The organism is Ruminococcus sp., assembly GCF_016283395.1.
This window is the reverse complement of the sequence record NZ_JAEEMU010000033.1, coordinates 234,905-261,302: the sequence shown is the minus strand read 5'-3', so window position 1 is coordinate 261,302 and position 26,398 is coordinate 234,905. Positions and strand designations below refer to the sequence as shown.

The following is a 26,398-nucleotide window of genomic DNA, read 5'->3' as shown; positions in this document are numbered from 1 at the left end:
AAACGCAGAAAAGATCTCCCGTGTACTTGCCGTAACACGGGAGATCTTTTTATTGATATTTTGCTTTATGATATCTGTCTTTCAGAGAAGATATCATGCAGCTGTGTCTTCTTCGTTTTCCTCAGATTCGGTTTCGATAACTGTTTCTGTTTCATCAGGTGTTTCTGTTTCCTGAGTTTTATCCTCAGCAGGAACAACTGTGAGCTTAGCAGCATCTGAGAAGATCTGATTGCCGTACTTGTCGACGATCATACACTGATAAGAATAACCATTGTTATCTGCACTTGCAGGAACAACTAAAGTTGAAGGATCGGAGTTCTTGTTTCTTATATCCTGCCAGTTGATACCGCTCTGTACAGAGTAGGACCAGCTGTAGAGAAGGTCTTCACCCTCTGCTTCAACAGTGAATTCAACATCGCTTCCGTCCTCAGCAATTGCGCCGACAGGATGATTGATGATCTTAGCACCGAGGCAAACCACCTTGCCGTCGATAGCAGTATTGCCGCCGCCGATAGCAATGTTTGGCCATGTTTCCTCAGTACCTGTGTAGTAAAGTGTTTCAAGACCTGAGCAGTTATAGAATGAATTGCTGCCGATAGTCTTGATCTTGTTCGGGATAGTTATACTGCTTACTTTGCTTAATCCATAGAATGCGTTGTTTGGTATTCTTTCGCCGCCTGTGATAGTGATATCTGTAAGAGTTGCAGGGATACCGCTGTAGTAGCCTGAGTATGTACCTGCACCGCTGTAGTAGAACAGATAAGATACAGCACTGCTGCTGTTCTCAGCATTTACGTCATCAAGACTTGTGCCTGCATAAGGAAGTGTAAGTGATTCGAGAGCTGTGCAGTTAGCGAATGCAGCTCTTTCAATCTTGCCTGTACCGTTGTCAATAACAGCTGTCGTCATGCCTGTGCAGTATCTGAAAGCACTGTCACCTACAGTCTCGACTGTGCCGTTTACATATATACTTGTGATACCTGTGCAGTTATAGAATGCAGATGAACCTATGTAGCTGAGAGGTGGCTGGAACTCGATATCGCCGAATTTAGCAGATGAGCAGTTGTAGAATGCATCGTTTCCGATAGATTCGAGTCTGTTTTTGAAGATATCTGTATCAAATTCAAGATCTGAACAGTTGTAGAATGCGTTATTGCCGATAGATGTTACACTGTCGGAAATTGAAATGTGCTTGAGCTTGCTGAAACCATAGAATGCATAGCTTGGTATCTTATTTCCGCCTGTGATAGTTACGTTTGCGAGAGTTGCAGGGATACCGCTGTAATAGCCTGAGTATGTACCTTCGCCGCCGTAATAGAACAGGAAAGATACGCAGCTTGTGCTTCCGTCTCCGTTGACCTCATCAAGGCTTGTGCCTGCGAAAGGAAGTGTGAGAGATTCAAGAGATGTACAGTTAGCAAATACTGCTCTGTTCAGGCTTTCAACACCGTTTTCTACAACGACTTCTTCCATATTTGAGCAGTATCTGAACGCACTGTCGCCGATAGCCTTTACAGTACCCGGGATAATGATGCTTGTGATACCTTTACAGTTATAGAACGCACTGTTTCCGATAGTTCTGAGTGATGTCGGGAATTCAATGTTATTGAAATTAGCCGAGCTACAGTTATAGAATGCAGCATTTCCGATAGTTTCAAGATCGTTTGTCATAAGCCCCTTGCTGAATTCAAGGTTTGAACAATTGTAGAATGCATTGTTTCCTATAGAATCCAGTCCGCTTGGGAGTGTTGCATTAACAAGGTTTGTAAAGCCGTAGAATGCATTGTCAGGTACTCTTGTACCGCCTGTGATAGTAATGCTTGTGAGAGTTGCAGGGATACCGCCGTAATAGCCTGAGTATGTACCTTCACCGCCGTAGTAGAACAGATAAGATACAGGGCAGTTGCTGTCCTCTTTGTTTACTTCTTCAAGGCTTGTGCCTGCATAAGGAAGTGTAAGAGATTCGAGAGATGTGCAGTTAGCGAATACGGCTCTGCTTATGCTTTCAACACCGTCCTCTACGACAGCTTTCTTAATGTTGGAACAGTATCTGAACGCACTGTCGCCGATAGTCTTTACAGTACCGGGGATAATGATGCTTGTGATACCTGTGCAGTTATAGAATGCACTGTTTCCGATAGTTGTAAGTGATGTCGGGAAGCAGATATTGTTGAACTTAGCCGAATTACAGTTATAGAAAGCACTGCTTCCGATAGCTGTGAGCTTGTTTGTCATAAGACCTTCGTTGAATTCAAGGCTTGTGCAGTTGAAGAATGCATTGCTTCCTATGTAAGTTACGCTCTCGGGAAGTGAAATTGTCTTGAGAGAAGTAAAGCCGTAGAATGAATTGTTAGGTACTTTGTTACCGCCTGTGATAACGATATTTGTAAGAGTTGCAGGGATACCGCTGTAGTAGCCTGAATATGTACCTGTGCCGCTGTAGTAGAACAGGAATGATACAGGGTAAGGACTGTCGCCTTCATTTACCTCAGCGAGGTTTAAGCCTGCGTAAGGAAGTGTAAGAGACTCAAGAGATGTACAGTTAGCGAATACAGCTCTGCTGAGAGTTCCCACACCCTTGTCAACAACTATGCTTTTAATAGAAGAACAGTATCTGAATGCACTGTCTCCTACGCTTTCAACTGTACCCGGGATAGTGATGTTTGTGATGCCTGTGCAGTTGTAGAACGCGCTGTTTCCGATAGTTTTAAGTGATGTCGGGAAGTCGATATTATCGAACTTAGCTGAATTACAGTTGTAGAAAGCACTGTGTCCTATGGATACGAGCTTGTTTGTCATAAGCTCCTTGTTAAATTCAAGGCTTGTACAATTGAAGAATGAATTGTTTCCGATAGATGTTACGCTCTCGGGAAGTGAAATTGTTTTGAGAGAAGTAAATCCGTAGAATGAATTGTCAGGTACTCTTGTACCGCCTGTAATAGCGATCTTGCTGAGTTTTGCAGGGATACCGCTGTAGTAGCCTGAGTATGTACCTGTGCCGCTGTAGTAGAACAGGAACGATACAGGGTAAGGACTTTCACCTTCATTTACCTCGGCAAGATTTAATCCTGCATAAGGAAGTGTAAGTGATTCAAGAGATGTGCAGTTAGCGAATACGGCTCTGCTGAGAGTTCCTACGCCATTATCAACAACAATGCTCTTAATAGAAGTACAGTATCTGAATGCACTGTCTCCTACGCTTTCAACTGTGCCGGGGATATAAAGGCTTGTGATGCCTGTACAGTTATAGAATGCGCTGTTTCCGATAGTTTTAAGTGATGTCGGGAATTCGATATTGTCGAACTTAGCGGAGCAGCAGTTATAGAAAGCACTGTGTCCTATGGATACGAGCTTGTTTGTCATAAGTCCCTTGTTGAATTCAAGGCTCGAACAGTTGTAGAATGAATTATTTCCTATAGATGTTACGCTCTCGGGAAGTGAAATTGTCTTGAGAGAAGTAAATCCGTAGAAAGCATTGTCAGGTACTCTTGTACCGCCTGTGATAACGATATTTGTGAGAGTTGCAGGGATACCGCTGTAGTAGCCTGAGTATGTGCCTGTACCGCTGTAGTAGAACAGGAACGATACAGGGTAAGGACTTTCGCCTTCATTTACCTCAGCAAGGCTTCTGCCTGCGTAAGGAAGTGTAAGTGATTCAAGAGCTGTACAGTTAGCGAAAGCTGCTCTTTCGATATTGCCTACGCCGTCCTTGACATCTGCATATACCATAGAAGTACAGTATCTGAATGCACTGTCTCCTATGCTTGTAACAGTCTTAGGAACTGTAATGCCTGTAATGCCTACACAGTTATAGAATGCACTGCTTCCGATGTATGTAAGAGTATCAGCAAACTTTACATCACCGAATTTTGCAGAGCTGCAATTATAGAATGCATTGTTTCCGATGTATGTAGTATCGTATGGAAGTACGAATGACTCGGGATCATCATCGTGCTCATGGTCATAGATGATATGATTGAACTTTGAGCAGTTGTAGAAAGCAGCGTCGCCGAAGCTCTTTACTGACTTAGGCATTTCAACGGTCTCGATGTTAGAACCGCCGTAGAATACAGAAGCACCGATGTTATTGATAACATAACCGTGCTCTGTGTCGTAGTTTTCCATAACTACGTTCTTTACCTTGGATATGTTTCTGATAGGTGTATAGTTGAAATCATACATATCGCCATGACCGAAGATATACATATATCCTGTAGGATAGAGCATATATACTATGTGGTCGCCGAGCGAGCCTGATTCGAGGCAGTAATGATCGGGATCAGGTGCTTTTGCAGTTGTAACGCTGCGCTTTACGTGATTTGTTGTAGCTGTAGTAGTAACGATAGGAGCACCATCGCTGCTGCTTGCACCGTCTGAACTGTAGTTGCCCTCATCGCTGAGATCAAAGCTGTAGTTCAGTTCCTTTGTCTTGTTGTTGATATGGAATGAAGTATGCTTTACATTCTTGCCGTCTATAATAACGTCAACAGTATGGCTGCCGCTCTTACAGTATACAACTACGTTGCTGCCGCCGACAACGCCTGTTGAAACATCGCCGTCAACAATGATCTCAACATTCGGAGTGAATGTATCGCCGTCTGAATTCGTAGCAGTAACATTGAATGTAGTCTTATATGCAATATTCGGGCACGAACCGATGCCGAACTTTGCAAGACCTGCGGCAGCTATCCATGAAGCAGGAAGACCTGCTGCACCTGCTACAAGTCCGAGATTATCAAGGCTGAGATACCAGTCAAAAAGCTTTATACTGAATGATGCGATCTCGCATTCGATATCTACGATCTTCAGGCATTTGAATTCAACGCCTGCCGTTACGACAAAGCTTACATCACCTGAGAGACACGTATCACAAGCGTGTTTCGTATCGCCCGATGTATCGAAGCATACAAAGGCTGTGTTTGAGAACGACTTTGACTCGCCGCTTTTTGCATAAGAGAATTCAAGTGAACCTGTTATGTCAAGACCTGCCTTTGCATAGAGTGAGAATTCAAGAAGAGTGATAAAGCCGAGGTCTACTGCGTCAAGTGAAGCTGAGAGCTTGATACCGACAAATGCTTCACCCTCAAGCTTTACAGTGATACCCTTTGATTTTTCCTCAGTCTTGTCGATAGGCTCCATACCGTCATCTGTATCGTACTGGAAGCCGTGGGTAGTAGTTCCCGAGAATGTTACGCCAAGTGAGCCTTCAAGCTCGAGAACGAAATCAACAGATATCTTTACTGTTGCACCAGGGATACCTGTAGGTATGACCACGCTGCCTATTCTTGGCTCGCATTCCTTCTCCTTCAGGTTTTTGAGGACATCATTGTCACCGTTATCAGCACTGAGCTGTATAGAGAATGAGAACTCAGTGGATAATTCAAAATAAGCGTATGTATATCCCCACTCTTTGTAGAACTCAAAGGACTGAGTAAATGAAACTCCTGCCTCTGCGCCGAGACTGATACCCGAATTACCAAGCGGGATATCGCCGCTGAGAGTGAAAGATTCGCTTGCGGTCTTTGAATATGAAAGGAGATACTGTGCCATATCGAATGTCATGACACCTGTCTCTTCAAAATCTGTATCTGTACGAACGATACCTTCATCAGCAGTTTCCATATCGAGAACAGCGTCTCTTGGATCGGAATGTGACTCAAACTTAACGAATGCAAGCATATCGTCAATGTTGCTGTTACCTGATACGGTAACTGTATCGCCGTCGATCTTTACGTCCTCAACTGCAATAGATACGATAGCTTCGGGACTTGGCTGAATGTAGAAGAATTCACCCTTTTCGAGGTTTTTGACCGTATCGTCTGCATTGCTGAAAACGAAAACGTTATTATCAAAGTCGGAAGAAACAAGTTCGTTCTTACCGTCCGCACTTTCAGCGATAACTGTGTCATCACTGAGAACAACGAAGTTGTTTGTTTCATCGTCATCGAAGTTTACGACTCTGTCCTGTGAGAAATCCTTAGTAGTTTTAGAAAGGATATCAGCAACTTCCTCGGTATACTTTTTGACTACGAAAGTATCGCCGACAGGATGATTGAATAAGTCGAAGAGCTGTACCTTTATAATAAAGTACTCTCCAAGCTTGGAAGCGTCAACAGAAGCTTCGCTTCGCTTTAAACGTCCTGCCTCGGCAGTTCCCTCAACGGAAGCGAACAGTTCACCGTTTTTTTCGTCAACGAAAGTGATAACGAACTTGCTGTCGTAAGGTTGTGTGGATGTCACAACTATCTTTCCTGTGGCAGGGTCATAATCCAGACCTGTAACCATGTAATCGCTGTCACTGACATCAGTATTGGCGAGCTTTTTCACAGTCTGGTCTTCTTCCGCCGCATGGGTGATAAAGTTACCCAATGAGTTGGAGGATTCAAAGTCCAGATTGCTTACACGGTCGATCGAAGCATTGTTTTTGCTTTCAGGATCGATACTTGTGATGAATTTGTTGCCGTTTGACAGGACCATTGTAGTACATAAAGCTGCACTCAGTGCTCCTGCAATGACTCGTTTTATCATTTAAGCAACCTCCTATAAAAAATTTACTGTTTACACAGCAATTACTATTATACATTTAATCATAATTATTGTCAACTTTGTTTGCGATTAGGGATAAATATATAAATCAAAAATCTCTGTATTTCACAAAAATACAAATGGCTTACCCATGCATTATTCTGATATAGCATATTGACAATGTGCTGCTCATTTTACAGAAAACATTGCTTCTGATGTATATTATGTGAATTGATTATATATATAATGTGTAAGAAACTTGGTGTTCTGACCGCTCATTTAACCGTATAACGTAGATAAAGGTGAATAATGACGATAAGTGTCACTTTGTGATGTGAAATTTGCGACAGTGATGCGAAGTTTTACAGATATACATTTTTGTGCATTGCGTAAAAATGCCGAAACGTATGTTTGGATTGAGTCGCAAATTAATGACTACAGTTCATTTTTTGGCTAAATACAGCCTTGTGTAAAATCATATTATTTCAATATATACCGATAAAAAATAAACATTTGAAAATGAGCGGCAGCTGTGATAGAATGTTCTTTGTGACTGTTTGGCTGTAGGAAAAAAATACTGATATAGATGTGAAATATGATCGGTCAATTCATTCTTTTAACGAATGTGTAACATAATGCGCAGCTAAGACCGCGCAATATACATTCCGTGTTTCAGAAATAATTTTTCTATTATCCATATCACAGGCACAGTAATTATTCAGAAAGGTTTGATCTAATGAGCAAGAAAATCAATCGTGTGATCGCTGCCTCTCTTTCGGCTGTTTTTGTCGGACAGGTGCTGATCAACGGTGACGGCAATGCACAGGGCATTCTCGGTCCCGAGAATATCGCCCGCGCGGCAGAGCTCGTCGAAGAGTGGAAAAGTCAGAAAGAGCTTTCCGCTGAATTCAAGCAGGCTGCATCAGAGCTTGGAGCAGTTGATTACTTTGAAACAACTGACACATCAGCTTCCACAAGGTCTGCAAAGAGAACGTTGGCAAAATCTGCTTACGCAGGAGCAGGAAGCGATATCAGCACATCGCTGACTATTGCAGGTAAGGTAGCTCTCGGCGAAGTGGCAGGAGTAGGCAGAAATGACGATCCGCCTATTTTTATCCGCATTTTCAACGGTAACTGGGAGGAGCTTACACACCGCACCTGCCATAACGGTGACAGCTACAGCATATCCGTAGCAGGCGGTTCATCTGATGTTTACCATGTCAAGTTTGAGTGTGACGGCTATCTGCCGTTCTATCTCAAGGATTTCGGCACAGGCTCATTTGCCCTCGGTTCGGGCGGTTCACAGGATACACTTACACTTGTACCCGGTGATACTAAAAATAACCCTGACTGTGATAACCAGTGGAGCGATGACTGGCTCAACACCTACGATGTTGAATACGTTGAAAGCTGTCTTGGTGCAATAAAGGGAGCAAGTGATTTTTCTCCTGCCCTTGACAATGACGGTGACGGCAATGTATCTCAGGAAGAGCTTAGCTACTGGCAGGATAAGTTTATCGAAATGGGCGAGAATGATGAAGAAGTCACTGTAAGTGCTGCGGCTGCTTCATACGACCTCAACGGCGATGGAATGATAAATTCCAACGACTTTGCCGACTTTGAAAAGTACGTCGACAATGTTATCACATCACTTCCCAATGCAAGAGATTTTGACGGTGACGGCGACATAGATCACGATGACTGTACTGCATACAACAGCTTTATCTTCGGCAGTGCAGGTGCGGATATCCTTAAATGGTATGATCTCGACCTCAATCATGACGGAGTTGTAAACTCCGATGACCAGAGCGGTCTTGAATATTATGCAAATCTTTCCAAACGCTCTGATAATTACTTCGAGTACATGGACAAGAACTGTGACGGCACTATCGGAACAGATGACCTTGCATGGTTCGAGGCTGCATACAGCAGCGATCTTGGCTGTGATCAGGCATTCAAGAAGTATCTGAGACTTGAGAGCGGAGCAAGCTTCCCGTACAGCTTCAATCTCCATGATACTGACCTTGATGTGAACGGTCATACTCTCGCTGTTGCAGAGTATATGTCGTTCAATACCGATATTCCGCAGTACTGGTCAGACGGCGTTGGTGCTCGTCTTGATCTCAACGGCGGTTCGCTTCAGGTAGGACGCAATTTCGTATTCAGAACAGCTTCTCCTGACGGCTGGGGAGACTCAAAGCCGGGACAGACTCTCGATATGAACGGCGGTTCGATCTTCATTGGTGGAAATTTCGACTTCGGACAGCCTCACTGTCTTGATACTATCCTTATGACAAATCCTTCCGACGAACTTACTATATGCGGAAACTGGACATACGTTACAGATACAGATATGGAAGGCAAGTGGACAGCAGGACAGATACACTTCTACGGAGCTAACTGGAATGTAAACGAAGCTTCGGGCGACAAGTCTATCTACTCATCGGGAACACATTCCATTGAGTTCTTCAATCCTAACGGACTTCAGACTGTTCTTTGGGCAAATACAGAGACATACACTGATGACGCAGGAAACACTTCAACAGGCAGACGCTTCAACTTCGACTATAAGGATGTAAACGGCAACAGCCTCGGCGTTATCTTCCCTTACGGCTATTCCACAGAGATGTACTGGTTCAGACCGTGGTTCAAGCCTGCTGACGGTGATCTTACAGCTTACCGCAAGGCATGGGAAGGTGCAGACGGCGTTAACGCTGCAACAGGTAACTATAAGAAAGACTTTGAAGATTACAGCGTTACAGCCCCCGGTGTAGGAGCAGACTTTTTACGTTCCTATAATTCTACAAGTCCTGAGGAAGGCTCATTCGGTACAGGCTGGGAATTCAACCTTGATGTGAGCAAGATAGCTGCAAACGAATACAGCGATTACGTTCAGGTAGTTCTTCCCGACGGCTCAAATACCACATTCGAGAAGAAGGGCGAAAACAGCTTCAAGTGCATAAACGCTCACAGCACACTTGAAAAGTCAGGCGGCGAGTATACACTTACAAACTCCGCATTCAGCAAGTATCACTTCAATGCAGAGGGTATGCTCGACAAGATATATGATGAAAACGGCAACAAGCTTGAAATATCTTCTATCGTTGACAACAAGAGAACTATTACCGACTCTATCGGCAGAAAGTACTATATCTACTATACCGATAACGGCGGCCACAAAAGGATAACAAAGATCGAAGATCCTTCAGCTCATAAGGAAGTTACCTATGAGTATAACGACAAAAATCAGCTCATGTCCTATACAAATGAAAAGGGCGCAAAGGAGTCATATTACTATGACAACAACGGCAAGCTGAACAGGATCGTTAACTGCTTCAATGAGGTAACACTCAACGTTACTTATGTCAGCAACGGCAGAGTTGACAATACTGTCAACGAGCAGGGCTTGAAGCAGGTATATGTTTACGACAAGGAAAACTGCCAGACAGGCATGGAGGAGTATGACGGAATCAAGCTCCTCAAAAAGGTAACATACGACTATGATGAGGATTATGCTATCGTCGGAAACCACACATTCGTTGACGGCAAGGAATACATTGACAAGACCGAATACTACAAGAATGAAGATGGCAAGAACAAGTACGACGAGATAAAGAAAGCAACTGATGTTGCAGGCAACGTTACACAGTATGAGTATGATGCAAACGGCAATGTTACAAAGACAATAAATCCTGACGGCACATATACACGTACAAGATATAACGCTAAGAACAATCCTCTTGTAGAGATAGACGAAGTCAAGAACGTTACTATCTATGAGTACGATGCAAATGGTATCAATGTTGTAAAGGAAAGCAACAGTATCCACCCTGTTGCCAATGCATATGATATGCTTGCATCGGGCTTTGATCTCAGCAAGGTAGATCTCAGCGGCTATGCTGTAACAACATATGACTACTATGAGTTCAGCGAAGATAAGGGAGCAGTAATTGCAGGTCTTATCAGATCGACTACCGATCCCGAAGGCAATGTCTGCGAGAACATCTATAACGCAGAAGGACTTGTTGAGACAGCTGTTACAAAGGACAGCAGCGGCAATTTAGTAAGCAAGATCTCATATACTTATAATGAGTCTCTCCAGCCTGCTGAGGTAAGAGAGTATACCGATATTGCAAATGACGTATACACAAGAGATGTATATGAATACGATGCACTCAACAATATCACAAAGGTAACTTCCTACGGTACTGGCACAGAGGGTATAGTCACAGTATTTGAGTACGACCAGCTGGGCAGAAAGACAGCTGAATATACTCCCAAACATTCCGCAGACAAGAGCGTAGGCTCGAAATATACCTACAACCGCGGAAACCTTCCTGTTTCTATCAAGGACAATCTCGGCAATGTTACATACTATGAGTATGACGCATACGGCAATGCTGTAAGAACTATCAACCCTGACGGTTCTATCAGCAGTACAGAGTATGATGCTCTCCAGAGAGAGTTAGCTGAATACTTCCAGGACGGTGCTTCTTCACCGAGACAGATAATTTCAAAGAACGAGTATGAGTATACAGAGGCTGATTACGACGTATACACATCTCTCGATGAATACACAACAAAGCATCTCCACGGGCTCAAGGAAAGAAGCTATGCTTACATCACAGCTGATAAGCAGGTGGTTTCCGAAACAGTTCAGGACTTCAGAGGAAACACAGTTTCCGAATCTGTAAACGGTGTCGTAAAGAGAACGAGCTGCTACTATGCAGACGGTACTCTTGCAAGACAGACAGACGCTCTCGGCAATACTGAAAAGTATGAGTACGGCTTCCTCGGCGCACTTACAAAGACCTATACTCCTTTCACAAAGGACAGCGACGGAAATGTAAGATATGCAGTTGCCGAGATACAGTACGACAAGAACGGCAATGTTATCAAGACTATCGAGCCCGCAGCTGAGCAGGATTCTGCAACAGAAAAGTACAGGATAACCGAAAACAAGTACAACGCAGAAGGCAACCTTATCGAGGTAAAGCTTGTTGATCCTGCAAGCAATAACGAGAACATCACAAAGTATTTCTATGATGATGCAGGAAACGTCACAAAGAGATACACAGGTATGTCATCTGAAAATGACACAGATTACCTTATCACAGAGTATGAGTATGACCAGTATCTCAGACCTCTTAAAACAACAGACAGCACAGGCTATGACTCAGGCACAGTAGTTTACGATGTAAACGGCAATGTTATCAGATCAACTGATCCTAACGGCAATATCACTGTAAATACATATGATGACCTTGATAGGATAATAAGATCAGAGGCTACAAACGGTTCAGACGAAGATGATACAGTTATTACAGAGTATCGCTTTGACAGAATGGGCAGAACCGTTATGGCAAAGGTCGGCAGTGCAACAACATCATATGAATACGACAAAATGGGACGTGTTGTCAGCGAGACTGACGGCAACGGCAACTTCAAGGGATATTTCTACATTGGTATTTCTGACTATATCAGCAGAGCCATAACAGGTCAGAGAAATCTTATCATCTATTCAGATGTTAATTACACATACGATGATGAGATGCGTATCTCAACCATATCCGAATCAGGCAAAGAGATCGTATCCTATGAATACGATGCAAACGGCAACAAGAGCAAGGAAATACTTGCAAACGGCATAACCACAAAATACGCATATAACTGCGTGAACGCTGTTGTTGACATAAGAAGCTTCAACGGCGAAGATGAAATAGCTTCATCAACATATAAATATTATCTTGACGGTTCAGACTCTTGCAAAACTGTATCAGAAAATGATATAATAGAAAAGACATCTTATGTTTATAACGGTTTTGGTCAGTTAACTGAGGAAAAAGTCGAGAACGGCGCTCTGACAGATAAGTATACATATGCTTATGACGATCACGGCAACCGTTTAAGAATGACAGCAACAGGTTCAGAGAACTTCACTACTGTCTATAATTACAATGATCCCGACAGCAAGTACACAGCTCTTCTCCAGAGCGAGACCAAGACAGGTATCAATGAGGAAACAGACACTGAAGAAACAGCGATAACTGCATATACCTACGACGCAAACGGCAATCAGCTCACAAAGATATCAAACGAAAAGACCGAGAACTTCACATACGACGTATTCGATCAGCTTATCGGATATACTGACGGTGAAGATGTTGCAAGCTATACTTACGACGCAAACGGTCTCAGAGCTACAAAGACTGTAAACGGTCATACTGTAGGTCATGTATGGGACGGCAATCAGCAGATAATCGCTGATGTCAATGAATCAGGCCCGTATTCTGCAAAATGCTATTTCTTCGGAGCAGGCATCACAGCAAAATACAACTATGCAAACGGCGTAAAGTCGGATTACAACTATTACCGTAAGAATGCTCACGGCGATGTAGTAAGCATTACAGATGCTTCTGCAAACAATGTCAAGACTTACAGATACGATGCTTTCGGTGTTGAGAAGAACATTGACGAGAGCGATGTAAACGTATTCAGATACTGCGGAGAGTACTTTGATACAGAATCTGATACTATATATCTCAGAGCGAGATATTATTCACCTGATAACGGAAGATTTATCACACGCGACAGTGTAAGCGGTTCAGCAGGCGATCCGCTCAGCCTTAACCTTTACACATACTGCCATAACAACCCGATACTCAACTGTGATCCAAGCGGACACTCTATCAAGAGCTTCTTTAAGTCGGCTGCTAAGAAGGTCACAAGTACAGCTAAAAAGGTCACTTCTAAGGTGACTAAGGCTGCTTCAAGTGCAGGCAAGGCTATAAAGCAGTGGGGCAAGGACAGAGCTGACGACTGGAAAACAGGTATAAAATCTCTCCAGAACAGCGGCCCTGCGGGACAGGTATTTGCAAGCTACAGTCAGGGCGTAGTCGATACTCTCGGTTCGCAGATCAGTGCTGTAAGGCACCCTGTTCAGACGGCTAAATCAGTCGTAAGCGGCGTAAAGTCGTTTGTAAATGACCCTGTAGGCACTGTAAAGAGCGCGGTAGTTGAGAAGTACAATTCTGCTTGTGCTCTCTATAAGGATATACGAAACGGAGACTGGCAGAGCGTCGCGAACAAGGCTGCATATGCATTGGGCGGAGCTTCTGTCGGAATAGTCGAAGGTGCAATCGGCAAGGCTGCAATGGCAAAGGCACCTGCTGTATTCAACAAGGCTAAGTGTGCCGTAACAGGTAAGGGTTGTTTCGTTGCCGGAACTCTGGTCGCAACTATTCACGGCAGCAAGGCTATCGAGACCATAAAGGTCGGCGATAAGGTACTTGCTTCTGATCCTGAAACAGGCGCAACAGCATACAAGGAAGTACTGAAAACATATACTTATGTCAAGGATACTCTTGTATACGTTAACGTAAACGGTGAAACTATCGAGACTACAAAGGAGCACCCATTCTGGGTAGAGGGACAGGGCTGGACAAAGGCTAAGTTCCTTGAAGCAGGAGATGAGCTCCGCGATGCAAACGGCAATACTGTTGCTATTGACAGCGTAGAGATAGTTCCGCTTCATGAAAACCAGTATACTCTTGTATACAACCTCGAAGTTGCTGACTTCCATACATATTATGTTGCAGATTCTTCTATCCTTGTACATAATGCGTGCGAAGAGCTTGTAAGATACTGTAGTGAAGCTGAGGCAAAGGCGATGAAAAATGCCAAAGGACTTGTTCCCGGTAAGAATGGCAGCAAGGGTGCTAAGTGGATCGCAGAAAGCGGAAGCGAATACGGCAGTAAGATCGCTAAGAGTTGGGGTAAATCAGGTCGAGAATGCATGGTTACTATCAAAGTTAAAAAAGGAACTACTCAGTGGCTGAAAGATAACGGAATTCTTCACGAATTTATCGGGGATGAAAAGAGTGTTATGAACAAGGTCATATTCAAAACCACCGAAAATGGTGCTATGGGCGTTGGCTATGATTTGCTTTCAAAATTCAATGAGAAAGTTACCAGCGTTGGTTATGTCAAAAAGAGACGCTAAAACAGTATATAAAAATGGTGAAAAATATGGAAACTAAAGAACTGTTAAAAGCAATAATGCGTTTTAATGACAGGGCTTGCAATTGCAGGGTTATTTCAGATGAAATGCGTGTTGTTTCAGAATACAAAAGTGAAAGTATCATTGATCTTAAAGACGCTGATCGAACTTTTTTGGAGCTTGGATTCAGGCATATCAATATAAAAAGATATACCGAAGATAATAATACAAGATATATGCCGGGAACGTCGGTAATGTCTGTTGAGGATATTTTATCTGATATTTCTTATCGCTTTGAAAGTTTCAGCTCTGTCAGAAAAAAGCTCTGCTCTGCACTCGGCGGATATACAGAAGCTGAGCTATGTGCGTTTATTGATGTTGCTTTTGCTTTGATGTATGAACTTGAGATCTTTTATGTCAGACTTGACAGTATATTCGGTATTACCGATGAGCAGAGAGCGATGTTTGACGGTGAAGAGATAATACAGTACAACAGTATTTTTGTTCCGTATGTACTGAGTGAAGTGCAGTCCCATAAAAAAGGAGATATCTTTAAAGACCAGAAAGCTTTTTCTGATATATACGAATATTTATTCAGTATGTTTTATTCTGATGATCCTCTTGAACAGATAACGTTCGGAGAAAGAACCGTAAATGGTGAGACAGTATACGGATTGAAGCTGAAGGAAAAGGAAGCAACTCTTGCGGATTTTCTGAAAGAGCTGTGCAGCGACAAAATAGTGGATATACTGTATAAGAAAAAGTACGGAAAGGATAAGACATATCTTGCGGAAAGTCTTAAATGCGCATATTATATTGCGGCAGGACTTGAAACTTCCATATGAAACTGAAATGATATAAGGTCGGGCAAATGCCCGACCATTTTCTTGCTTTTTGCTCTGATAAGTGTTAAAATAGTATTGAGCAAATAAACTACAAAGGAGCACCCATTCTGGGTAGAGGGACAGGGCTGGACAAAGGCTAAGTTCCTTGAAGCAGGAGATGCGCTCCGCGATGCAAACGGCAATACTGTTGCTATTGACAGCGTAGAGATAGTTCCGCTTCCGTCAGATCAGTATACTCTTGTATATAATCTCGAAGTTGCTGACTTCCATACATATTATGTAACTGATTCAAGTATTCTGGTGCATAATGTATGTGTTGAGGAAATAGCCGAAAAATACACTAAAAAAGGTTATCATAAAGTCAATTACCTTGCTGATGATTTAGGAAGTGCTAAAAATTATGCAAGAAAAAATATAGTTGGTAATAATACTGAAAAAATTATGGGTTTACCTTCTGCTAAAAGCTCAAATAAAGTTTGGCAGGGTTGGCGTAATCTGGAAAATGGAAATAAGGCTTATTGGAATCATGGCGATTGGATGACGGGCGATGGTCTTTCAAGATTTCCGCATATTAATTATTCTATGGATGGCGGAAAAACAATTGGACATATTTTCTTGAAGGATAAAATAAAAAGAAATGGAATGTGGGACGATTTTATGTCAGAAATTGAAAACTGGAAAAAAACATGAACTTACAATGTTTAACTAAAAACGATAAGTATAGGATTGATTATTGCATTGCCAATAATGTAAATATTTATGATCCGAATATTGCTGATATGTTTCAGATCATATTCTGTGCTTATCACAGAAAATGTTTGATAAAAAGCAAAGGAAATCAAATGCAGCCTAATCCGCATTTCAAGGAGTTTGAAAAGCAGTTTGCCGCATTTAATCTATGCTATCTTATGTATTCAAATATTACCGAACCCGATCCTATTGATAGTGACTTTGATATCGGCTTTAACAATTCGGATATATGCTTTGAAGAAACTATCTATAATATAACAAAGAGAATGGGTTATCATGTATATTCAATATATGATAATAAGAAAATCTCACAAGATGTTTTATATTCCGATACAGATAGTTTTAGTGGTTTTATTATATCCGAAAAAGAGTTATCATTTAAAGACTTTGAGGACATTGAGTTTTATTGTAATGATCTGGTCGGAATAGATAAAGTGCTTTCTTTAAATGCAGCGATGTTGATAAAAACGCCTTATTATGCAAATTATAATTATCTATTATTTTTTAACAACAGCTTTGATGCATACGCTTATATTAAAGAAGTTTTGGGTTCATGATATGTACTTGTATCAATAAAGGAGTTTGGTAAGCTTTGAGAAGAATAGTCGGTAATATAGGTTGCTTCAAAATGCCTGACGGAAGATACGGCTTCGGTAGGATATTTCAGGAAACTGCTGTAGCTTTTTACAAGCATATCGGTGTGTCCGAAGGAGATATACCTCAGACTGAGGACTATGCTTTTATTGTAGGAGTATACGACAGCGGAGTTAGAAAAATGAAGCTTGTTGAAAAAAGGGCGTACAGTTCAATTGAGGAGGTAACGGCACCTTCGATGAGCATAAAAGATCCGATTTCAGGTGAGTATTCTATTTATAAGGAGGGTATGATAATACCTTCCGATTATGAAGAATGTAAAGAGCTGGAAGTGTGTGCTGTATGGGAATTGGAGCATATCATAGACCGACTGTTGGGCGATAATAAATGGACTCCAACTATTAATGTTTGATTTTGAGCAGCAAAGCCGAGTGCTTTGCTGCTTTTTCTTGCAACTTGTGGCTATATGTGGTAAAATGATAGTTGAGCACATAAACTGCAAAGGAGCACCCATTTCGGGTAGGGGGACAGGGCTGGACAAAGGCTAAGTTCCTTGAAGCAGGAGATATGCTCCGCGATGCAAACGGCAATACTGTTTTTATTGACAGTAAAGGAGATAAATCCATAATGAGAAAATCACTGACATTATCATTAAAAAAACAGATCACTCAAAAATGGAATGAACAGTTCCCGAGTATGGGTGTATACAAACCAATGTGGCTAATGAATATATGTGGACCATTGGCTGTTGGAATAGCTTTGCTTGTAAAATCAGATAAGACGGTTTATGAGCCTGTCTTTCATATACATAATCTATGCAAGGATTCAGAGGCGGTATCATTAAATGTACCGATCGATGCTTTGTACATTTATGCTGATGATACAAGAAATGAGTATCTCGAAGTATCAAAAAAGTTTAAAGAATCTTCGTATATTCCGATTGATGGTGATGTCAGTCTGATAGCTCTTATAGAAAGTTTAAAAAAACATTTTGACATAACTTGCTTTAAGTCAAATTTGCTGCAAATAATGGCTTATCTTGCTGTATGGTCTGGGGTAGAAGAAGTATTCAATGATGTAAAACGATTTATTGAGAATAAACTTAATGATTGTTCTGAAATGTTTGGGACTGAAGCTGTAAGAAAAGAATTTACAGAGACTCTGCCACAGAGTATTGACGAGTGTGAAAAAATGAGAGTTATCGTCAAGGAACAGGAAGAAAAATTAAAGCTTACAAATCTACCTCACAGAAAAATGATTATCTGAAATTGTGGTCGGGCAAATGCCCGACCATTTTCTTGCTTTTTCCGCTATTAAGTGTTAAAATAGTAATTGAGCACATAAAAAAGTGTTTTGATAAACGATTAAAAACAAACGGACTTCCTGATAAGGGAACTTCCAGGCTTCCGAGATTAAAATGATTATGGATAATTATAATTTAGATATTACATATTTAGAAAAAAGAATGAGTACCGTTAATTCATGGGAAGATTGGGCAGTATTTGAAAAAGAATTCTTTGATGATACGGATTGGCCTGAAAAAGATATTGATGAAATAATCAAGGAAAGTGAAGAAAAAGCCGTTTATCATAATGGTTTGAAATGGGAACATATCACGGTTTCTTATGAATTGTCTCCAGAATATTATTATTGGTATGAATACTGTTCTGATTATATCTTTAAGAAATTAGAACCTGAGCAGCATGATATTAATACTAACGAGCAGGGAAAATGGTGCGCATACTGTAAGGTTTACACAGATAATTCAGATATGAGGATATGTCCGTTTTGTGGTCGCAAACTATTTAATATGCAAGACTGAGTTTTTAGGCGTGTTTTTAGCATATATCTAAAAATAGTATCCTGAAATGAGGAAAAGTAAATGGAAGAAAAATTTGTTGATTGTTTGCTTGACGGTATAGTCAAGGAAAACCTAACAATGTACAAAGAAATTTTAGATACTCCGTTAACAGAAGTTACTGATAAATACTGGCAGGAAGTTATAACTTTGTACAACTTGGTTGATAAGGATAAAAAGCTTACAATTATTGAGATCTTTAAGCAGGTAATGATCGATACGATCTCAAATATTCTTGGAATAATAGACGGAAATGTTTCGCTCGGTGATTTTGAACATGAAATAAAACTGAGAATAGATGATGTCGAGGTCGAAGACAGCCTGCAAGACGCTTTTTTGGAATCAACAGAGTTAGTTTAACTTAGGTTAAGGCGAAAAATATGGAAAATAAAGAACTGTTAAAAGCAATAATGCGTTTTAATGACAGAGCTTGCAATTGCAGGGTTATTTCAGATGAAATGCGTGTTGTTTCAGAATACAAAAGTGAAAGTATCATTGATCTTAAAGACGCTGATTGAACTTTTTTGGAGCTTGGATTCAGGCATATCAGTATAAAAAGATATACCGAAGATAATAATACAAGATATATGCCGGGAACGTCGGTAATGTCTGTTGAGGATATTTTATCTGATATTTCTTATCGCTTTGAAAGTTTCAGCTCTATCAGAAAAAAGCTCTGCGCTGCACTCGGCGGATATACAGAAGCTGAGATATGTGCGTTTATTGATGTTGCTTTTGCTTTAATGTATGAACTTGAGATCTTTTATGTCAGACTTGACAGTATATTCGGTATTACCGATGAGCAGAGAGCGATGTTTGACGGAGAAGAGATAATACAGTACAACAGTATTTTTATCCCGTATATACTGAGCGAAGTGCAGTCTCATAAAAAGGGGACTATCTTTAAAGACCAGAAAGCTTTTTCTGATATATACGAATATTTATTCAGTATGTTTTATTCTGATGATCCCCTTGAACAGGTAACTTTGGGAGAAAGAACTGCGAACGGTGAGACAGTATATGGATTGAAGCTGAAAGAAAATGAAGCAACTCTTGCGGATTTTCTGAAAGAGCTGTGCAGCGAAAAAGCAGTGGCTATACTGTATAGGAAAAAGTACGGAAAGGACAAGACATACCTTGCGGAAAGTCTTAAATGCGCATATTATATTGCGGTAGGACTTGAAGCTTCCATATGAAACTGAAATTATATAAGGTCGGGCGAATGCCCGACCATTTTCTTGCTTTTTATGTGGATATGTGGTAAAATAATATAGTTGGAAATTTTACTGCATAATTAACATACAGGTCGCGGAAGGGTAAAACCATGATAAAAAAGGATATAAAGCTTTCAGATCTCTTTGATGAAAAAATGATATATCATGAGTCGGAATTTGAATATGCAGAGAAAAAGGGCGTTGCCGAAATAATTGGCTGGAAGATAGTTTTATTCAGAATGGATAAAAACAGTACCTGTTTTGATGCAATAAGATTGTTTGATATAGAAGATGAAGAAGAGGCGGAGCTTTGTAATTCGATTTTGAAAGAGATGGGATTTCCTGTTTCGTTCAATTCTGATATCAGTGATATTTATAAAGCATTCGGAAGAGAAGACTTTACGGAAGATCATATTACAGGCTGCACAAGGTATATTTATAGTCCAAGTGAAGAGCTGTATATTGCATTTGACATATCTGGTAATAAAATAACAGGAATGGAAATAGTATGCAGCAAAGAGCTTATAGAAAGTATTCTGAATTGAAATGCTCCATTTTCAACTGCAAATGAATTTGCCAGAGGTTTAAACAATGGAAAACAATAAAGACAGAAAAACACTTATCAATGAACTTCTTGAAATAAAATATAAGGAAGCAGATCATGATGAACGTGATCTTATTATCAATAACAACTGGGGCTTGACAGCAGATGAGGCAGCTTGGAAAGACTATCCTTATGAACTAAAAGAAGAATTATTGAATGAATATTTTCCGCAGCATGATATAATGAGTGAGTTTTATGCTCCGTTGATAAAGGACATTATTGCTTCTGAATTATCGGAAGCAAATAACAAAGAGCTTATTGAGATGTACCGTGCTTATACGGGAATAACTGTAGGTATCACTGATCCTGATAAAGCTGATGATCGTAAATTATACGTTTGTCCGTGCTGTCATAATAATACCCTGTCGGAGAGAGGTCAATATTTTATATGTCCTGTTTGTGATTGGGAAGATGACGGACTTGATGAAGATCACGTCAGTCATTGCAATGGAATGAAGCTTAGTGAAGCTCAGATAAGATACCATAAAAACGGAACAATATATTGACATTATTTAAGGTCGGGCATTTGCCCGACCTTTTCTTTTACATCTTAACTTATGATGCCTTATGTCTGCCTGACGGCTGAACAGGCATATCGTAGAACTGAGCGCAGGAAATGTACTTACCCGAAAAAGCAGTTCCCTCTCTTTTATCCAGAAGCATTCTGCATATATTGAGGGTGGTGCTGTACTTCTTTGTGTTGCGGGTATTTATGCACTTGCTGAACTCCGCGGCAATGTTATAAGGCTTTGATACCTCATCAAGAAAGGACAGAGCTTCTTTCAGCAGGTGTGAGCTGTGTGCATTGCCTGTCACCTTTATGAGCTTTGCAGCAGCGGCTTTTATGAGGCGGTTTTCCGCACGGTCGGGAGTAAAAACGTCATGTCTTACGTAAATACGTTCGCGGTGTATAAGATTTCGGCGTATATTCTCAGGGAAGAGGATAGTTCCGTGTACCGTTGTCATGTTCTCTTCGCGGCTTGCATATGTTGAAAGCACGCCGCTTTTGATGATCTTCATTGTTTCTCCTGCAAAAACTGATATGAAGTACTCCATGAAGTTCATCTCGGGATCAAGTCCTGAGGGATCGAACGCAAAGCCGCACCGTCTGCAAAACTCGGCACACAGCTCTTTTCTTGCATCAGCGATACTGCCTTTTGTATGAGGGAGTATCTCCACAAGAGTACCGTCGATAAGACTTGCAAATCCACAGTAAGAGCCTGCCTTGAAGTATTTTTTGCCATTTCTGTGACTGACAGCAACGGCTTTTCTGCCGTCAGCTGCACAGTTCTCGGCGAATTCACCGAGCATTTCGGAAAGATCGCCGTTTTCGGAAGAAAAGTCCGCGATCTTTTCATTGACTGATACGCAAAAGAGTCTTGTATACATAATGATCTCCGTTCGTCAGGTAATATCGCGGTAGATGTTTATGAAGTGATCCATATCCCAGTTTTCTGGGTTGCCGAGACGGTAAAGCTTTTGTCCTGAATCGAACTTTTTGATATACTTCGGAGTAATACACTCTATAAAAGTATTTTTGTCATTCAGTATAAGCTTTATCCTCTCATAGTCATCGAAGAAATACTCCTGAAGAAGAGGTATTATCTTTGTGGCGAAGACATCTCTCAGTTCATCAAGGGTCTTGATACTGCCTTTGCTGTTCATGAAGTATGCATGACCGATAGCGTGTTCGCGGTCGTAGTAATATTCTATGCGCTCGTTCAAAGCGGTAAGCAATTCACAAAGGTCAACTCCTTCACAGTTTGAGAGAAGCCATGGTTCAGGCATCATCTCAATGAAATCAAATCTTCTTCTCAGAGCGGTATCAAGCATAGCTATAGAACGGTCGGCAGTATTCATAGTACCTAGGATATACAGATTTTGAGGTACATAAAATTCAGCCTGCGAATACGGAAGGATAACAGCGGTTCCGCGTTTTGTTTCTTCGATAAGGGTGATTAGTTCGCCGAATATCCTTGAAATATTACCGCGGTTTATCTCGTCTATGATAGCTACAAAGTTCATGTGCTGACTCTTTGCAGCCTTCTCGCACAATGTCTTGAAAACTCCGTTATAAGGGCGGTAAACTACAGTAGTATCAGCGTGGGCGATATTTGTATCGTTGCCGTATTTATCAACTACAACAGGGCGTATACCTTCGACAAATTCCTCATAGCTGAATGACTGGTGGAATGTGGTGAACTTTATCTGTCCCGAAGAAGCGTATTTGTCATAGCGTTCCTTTATTGCTGCATAAGTCTCGCCCTCGGCTATCTTTTCGCCTTCGATAAGCTCGACCGCATATTTCACAATATTGTAGGTCTTACCTGTGCCTGGAGGTCCGTACAGTATCTGATTGAGAGAAGCTTTAGATTTTTTTCGGTGACGCACTCTGGACTGTGCATTGTCTTCGTCGAACTCGTCCTTAGCGTAGAGCATTTCCCAAGACATGACATCAAAGACTCTCATGTTCTGGAATTTGAAGATAGAATTGCGGAAATCCAGTATCTTGCGGCAGTTTGTGATATACTGCGTTATGTCATCAAAACAGCAGACACCTATATCGAGAGCCTTATATATATTGGAATCAGTTACACTCTCGCAGAGGATAGCGAAAGTGAATGGCTTCAGACAGTGAAGTATCCTTGATACAGCATATACAGGAAGTCCCGAATCCCTTACTTTGGAATTTAGCATTTGCTGAGCTGTATCAAGCAGCTTGCCGTCATTTTCTAGGCCTGAGATGTTTATGCACATCTTGAAAAAGAACTGTATTGCCTCGGAATTTTTGGTACTGTGGAGGTCTTTGAATGAAACATGAGATGTAAGAAATTCCATTTCCTGTTTTTCAACGACATGACCGTATAGCATCCTTGCGCCCTTGCTCCATATCTTTTCAAGCTTTTTCTCAAAAATCAGCTTGTCGTTGTGTAGCAGGTGGCTTTTCTGTATATAGTGCTTCAGTTCTTTTTTATCGCTTTTCCATAGTCCGAGTGAGAGATAATACATCAGTTCCAGGTCATTGTAGTCGATTATAGCGGTTTTTCTCACCTTTGCATAGCATTCTACCGCTTCCTGTACCGAGCGGTATGTTCCGTCAAATTCATTAGGCAGGATCTCATTTTTGTGTTTAAGTTTGTCAATAATAATCTCTTTATCCATTTTATCTGACTACCTTTCCAATAATATCCTAAAATAATTGTATCATGCTAACAAACGAATGTCAACAGTATTACAAATTTTTACACATCATTCACAAAGAAGAGCTATTTCTGTGGCTTGATGAATTAATTTAACTATATAGTGTTCGTCAAGCATATATATTGAAATTTTCCGTGCATTGCTGTATAATGATATCAAATAGAGCCCTTAGCCGTTAGCCTTTAGCTATTAGCCAATGTGTCGCCTTCGGCGAATTATTTAAATAATGTGAGCGTAAGCGAACACTTTAGGCTAACGGCTCATGGCTAACGGCTAAGTTCCGGAATGGAGGAAAAAATGCGTATAGAACACATTGCCATGTTTGTGAGAGATCTTGAAGCTGCCCGTGTTTTTTTTACGGAATATCTCGGTGGACACTCAAACAGCGGCTATCTCAATAAAACAACTGATTTCAGATCTTACTTTATCACCTTTGATGACGGCGCAAGGCTTGAACTGATGAACAAACCGCAGGTAGCCAATGCAGATGTTTCAGCCGAGCACATGGGGTATACCCATATTGCGTTCAGCGTAGGCAGCAGGGAAAAAGTTGATGAACTTACTGAGCGTCTGCGCTTGGCAGGCTACGAAGTAAAGAGCGGTCCGCGCACTACGGGTGACGGGTACTATGAGAGCTGTATCGCTGCAATTGAGGGAAATCTTATCGAAATAACTGTCTGAACTTATACGGAGGAATGAACTATGAAACGTGAATTAGGTATAGCAAGGTGCGGACTTGCCTGCTGTCTCTGCTCTGAAAATGCTGAGTGCAAGGGCTGTAAGCGTGACGGCTTTAAGGAGCTCTCATGGTGCAGGGACGCTGAATGGTGCGAGAACAGAAAATGCGTTATAGCAAAGGGACTCAGAGGCTGCTATGAATGTGAGCCTGCAAGCTGTAGAAAAGGTCTGTATGCCGAGAAGATCAAGGCAAGAGCATTTGCGGAATTCGCAAGGAGATACGGTGTTGACGAATTGCTGGACTGCCTTGAACGCAACGAGAAAGCAGGAATAGTTTATCATCGCGAGGGTATTATGGGCGATTATGATGAGTTTGACGACATGGAAAAGCTCATGGGCTTTATAAGAAACGGGAATTGATTTTGTATTGATATAGGGAGAATAATAATGGAAGTAGTAATCATCATATCAGTTATCGCAGCACTTTTTGTTATCTGCATGATCGTATTCAGTATAAGGAATAAAAGAGCCGTTGACTATTACATAAGACATTCCTTTGGTGACAGCAGCCGCGTAAAGGACGATGTTATGGACAGGTTAGAAGCTATCTCGCGCCTGTTTGAAAGTGAGAAAAAGAAGTATCCCGAGTCCGAGCTTGTAGATGATGTAACATGGGAAGACCTTGACATGAAAACGGTGTTTTTCCGTGCAGACCATACCGACAGCTATGCAGGTGAACAGTGCCTTTATTCGTCCATGCATATTCTCAGCGACAGAGATACGGACGGACTGCTGAGCAATAAGACGGTGGAGTTCTTTGATAAAAACGAGGAAAAGCGCAACAAGGTAAGGAAGATCCTTCACGGCGTGGGCAAGCCTATAAGTGCCTATTATTCGGTAGATGTAGCTGAGGATATCGACTCGGAGTACCTTCCGTACAAGTTCGTATATCCGCTGCTGCTGATATCATTGATCACACTGGTAATTCTTGGAATTGTTCTTAAAAATCCGCTGCTGTTGATGCTTGGCATATGCAATTACTTTTTTAATTTAGTAGTTCATATGTTCCTCAAAAACAGCTTTGACAGAAAGCTTGAAACTCTTTTTTCAATGGGAATGACTATCAATGCAGGCTTTGGCATAAAGGAAATAGTTCCCGAGCTGTCAAAGGAAGCGGACGAAAGCTTTAAAAAGCTGAAAAGATCCGCAACCATAATGAATCTTCTGAATATGAAAAAGTCAATGTCAAAGTCAGATGACGGACTGACTATGCTTATGGCATATTTTACAGGTCCGTTCATGATAGATTTTATACTTTACAACATAGGCTTAAAGGAGCTTGAGGGAAAAACTCAGGATTACATGAAAATATTCAGATTTGTAGGCGAGATCGACTGTTCTATCGCCATTGCTTCGTTCAGAAGAAGCCTTGAAGGCTACTGCGTACCCGAAATAAACAGCGAAAAGCGTATAGAATACAGAGGACTTTTTCATCCGCTTATCTCCGAACCTGTTGCAAATGACCTGACACAGGAGAAAAATATGCTCCTTACAGGCTCGAATGCTTCGGGAAAATCCACATTCATAAAGGCTGCTGCTATAAATCTTATCCTCGGACAGTCCATATTTACCTGTACAGCGGAGCATGCTTCAATACCCCACTGCGGAGTCATTACGTCAATGGCAGTCCGCGACGACCTTGCTTCGGGGGAGAGTTACTATATCCGCGAGATAAAGTATCTGAAACGTATGACTGAGGCGGCAAAGGACGGCAGACTGCTCTTCTTTGCCATAGACGAGATACTCAAAGGAACTAACACCAAGGAGAGGATAGCCGCCTCAAAGGCGATACTGCGCTATTTTGACAGGTCAAACTGTATGCTCATGGTGGCTACGCATGATATCGAGCTTGCGGAAGCCTTTGAAGGTCAGTACGAAAACTATTATTTCTGCGAAAAGCTTGATGAGGAAGATGTTGTATTCGATTACAGGATACATAAGGGCATATGCCGTTCAAGCAACGCTATAAAGCTCCTGAGCGTTATCGGTTTCCCCGAAGAGATAATAAACGACGCTCTTTCGGAGCTGTGATGCTAAAAGACTGTCATAAGTGCAATGCCTGTAAAGAAA

17 protein-coding genes and 1 pseudogene are annotated in these 26,398 nt (G+C 41.4%); 15 read left to right on the top strand and 3 right to left on the bottom strand.

Features of this window, described 5'->3' with window-relative positions; all coding sequences use genetic code 11:
* Nucleotides 1–93: 93 nt before the first annotated feature.
* Nucleotides 94–6,528: a leucine-rich repeat domain-containing protein gene (locus QZZ41_RS03145; RefSeq protein WP_295068028.1), complete on the bottom strand. Its 6,435-nt coding sequence runs from the start codon at nucleotides 6,526–6,528 to the stop codon at nucleotides 94–96.
* A 733-nt stretch (nucleotides 6,529–7,261) separates the two neighbouring features.
* Here QZZ41_RS03145 and QZZ41_RS03140 point away from each other — a divergent pair.
* The 12 genes and pseudogenes from QZZ41_RS03140 to QZZ41_RS03085 all read left to right on the top strand — a co-directional run bounded on the left by QZZ41_RS03140 (nucleotide 7,262) and on the right by QZZ41_RS03085 (nucleotide 20,895).
* Nucleotides 7,262–14,527, top strand: coding sequence for a polymorphic toxin-type HINT domain-containing protein (locus QZZ41_RS03140; protein ID WP_295068026.1), 7,266 nt, complete (start codon nucleotides 7,262–7,264; stop codon nucleotides 14,525–14,527).
* Nucleotides 14,528–14,553: 26 nt separating this feature from the next.
* Nucleotides 14,554–15,369, top strand: coding sequence for a hypothetical protein (locus tag QZZ41_RS03135; RefSeq protein ID WP_295068023.1), 816 nt, complete (start codon nucleotides 14,554–14,556; stop codon nucleotides 15,367–15,369).
* 99 nt (nucleotides 15,370–15,468) lie between these two features.
* A pseudogene (locus tag QZZ41_RS03130) lies at nucleotides 15,469–16,059 on the top strand (polymorphic toxin-type HINT domain-containing protein); the annotation flags it as partial.
* A gap of 152 nt (nucleotides 16,060–16,211) precedes the next feature.
* Complete coding sequence (locus QZZ41_RS03125; protein ID WP_295068020.1) at nucleotides 16,212–16,676, top strand: hypothetical protein; 465 nt, start codon at nucleotides 16,212–16,214, stop codon at nucleotides 16,674–16,676.
* A gap of 35 nt (nucleotides 16,677–16,711) precedes the next feature.
* The gene (locus QZZ41_RS03120) at nucleotides 16,712–17,125 is read left to right on the top strand and encodes a hypothetical protein (RefSeq protein ID WP_295068017.1); all 414 of its coding nucleotides are present in this window, start codon (nucleotides 16,712–16,714) and stop codon (nucleotides 17,123–17,125) included.
* A 215-nt stretch (nucleotides 17,126–17,340) separates the two neighbouring features.
* The gene (locus QZZ41_RS03115; protein ID WP_295068014.1) at nucleotides 17,341–17,979 is read left to right on the top strand and encodes a hypothetical protein; all 639 of its coding nucleotides are present in this window, start codon (nucleotides 17,341–17,343) and stop codon (nucleotides 17,977–17,979) included.
* Between the two features lie 157 nt (nucleotides 17,980–18,136).
* Nucleotides 18,137–18,535, top strand: coding sequence for a hypothetical protein (locus tag QZZ41_RS03110; RefSeq protein WP_295068011.1), 399 nt, complete (start codon nucleotides 18,137–18,139; stop codon nucleotides 18,533–18,535).
* Nucleotides 18,536–18,595: 60 nt separating this feature from the next.
* Entirely contained in the window at nucleotides 18,596–18,931 is a 336-nt protein-coding gene (locus QZZ41_RS03105; protein WP_295068008.1) for a hypothetical protein, read from the top strand.
* A gap of 20 nt (nucleotides 18,932–18,951) precedes the next feature.
* Complete coding sequence (locus tag QZZ41_RS03100) at nucleotides 18,952–19,089, top strand: hypothetical protein (RefSeq protein ID WP_295068006.1); 138 nt, start codon at nucleotides 18,952–18,954, stop codon at nucleotides 19,087–19,089.
* Nucleotides 19,090–19,095: 6 nt separating this feature from the next.
* Nucleotides 19,096–19,767 carry a hypothetical protein gene (locus QZZ41_RS03095; protein ID WP_295068004.1) on the top strand — a complete coding sequence of 224 codons (672 nt, stop codon included), beginning with the start codon at nucleotides 19,096–19,098 and terminating at the stop codon, nucleotides 19,765–19,767.
* 128 nt (nucleotides 19,768–19,895) lie between these two features.
* Nucleotides 19,896–20,330 carry a hypothetical protein gene (locus tag QZZ41_RS03090; RefSeq protein ID WP_295068001.1) on the top strand — a complete coding sequence of 145 codons (435 nt, stop codon included), beginning with the start codon at nucleotides 19,896–19,898 and terminating at the stop codon, nucleotides 20,328–20,330.
* 46 nt (nucleotides 20,331–20,376) lie between these two features.
* Nucleotides 20,377–20,895, top strand: a complete 519-nt coding sequence (locus QZZ41_RS03085) for a CPCC family cysteine-rich protein (RefSeq protein ID WP_295067998.1) — start codon at nucleotides 20,377–20,379, stop codon at nucleotides 20,893–20,895.
* A gap of 49 nt (nucleotides 20,896–20,944) precedes the next feature.
* Here the strand turns inward: QZZ41_RS03085 and QZZ41_RS03080 are convergent, their stop codons facing one another.
* Nucleotides 20,945–21,778: a hypothetical protein gene (locus QZZ41_RS03080; protein WP_295067995.1), complete on the bottom strand. Its 834-nt coding sequence runs from the start codon at nucleotides 21,776–21,778 to the stop codon at nucleotides 20,945–20,947.
* Nucleotides 21,779–21,793: 15 nt separating this feature from the next.
* On the bottom strand, nucleotides 21,794–23,551 hold the full coding sequence (locus QZZ41_RS03075; RefSeq protein WP_295067992.1) for an AAA family ATPase: 1,758 nt from the start codon (nucleotides 23,549–23,551) through the stop codon (nucleotides 21,794–21,796).
* Nucleotides 23,552–23,887: 336 nt separating this feature from the next.
* Here QZZ41_RS03075 and QZZ41_RS03070 point away from each other — a divergent pair, with 336 nt between their 5' ends.
* Genes QZZ41_RS03070 through QZZ41_RS03060 form a run of 3 tightly spaced genes read left to right on the top strand, consistent with a single transcriptional unit; the run spans nucleotide 23,888 to nucleotide 26,359 of the window.
* Nucleotides 23,888–24,271, top strand: a complete 384-nt coding sequence (locus tag QZZ41_RS03070; RefSeq protein ID WP_295067989.1) for a VOC family protein — start codon at nucleotides 23,888–23,890, stop codon at nucleotides 24,269–24,271.
* Nucleotides 24,272–24,292: 21 nt separating this feature from the next.
* Nucleotides 24,293–24,688 carry a DUF3795 domain-containing protein gene (locus QZZ41_RS03065; protein WP_295067987.1) on the top strand — a complete coding sequence of 132 codons (396 nt, stop codon included), beginning with the start codon at nucleotides 24,293–24,295 and terminating at the stop codon, nucleotides 24,686–24,688.
* 27 nt (nucleotides 24,689–24,715) lie between these two features.
* Nucleotides 24,716–26,359 carry a DNA mismatch repair protein MutS gene (locus QZZ41_RS03060; protein WP_295067985.1) on the top strand — a complete coding sequence of 548 codons (1,644 nt, stop codon included), beginning with the start codon at nucleotides 24,716–24,718 and terminating at the stop codon, nucleotides 26,357–26,359.
* Nucleotides 26,360–26,398 lie beyond the last annotated feature (39 nt).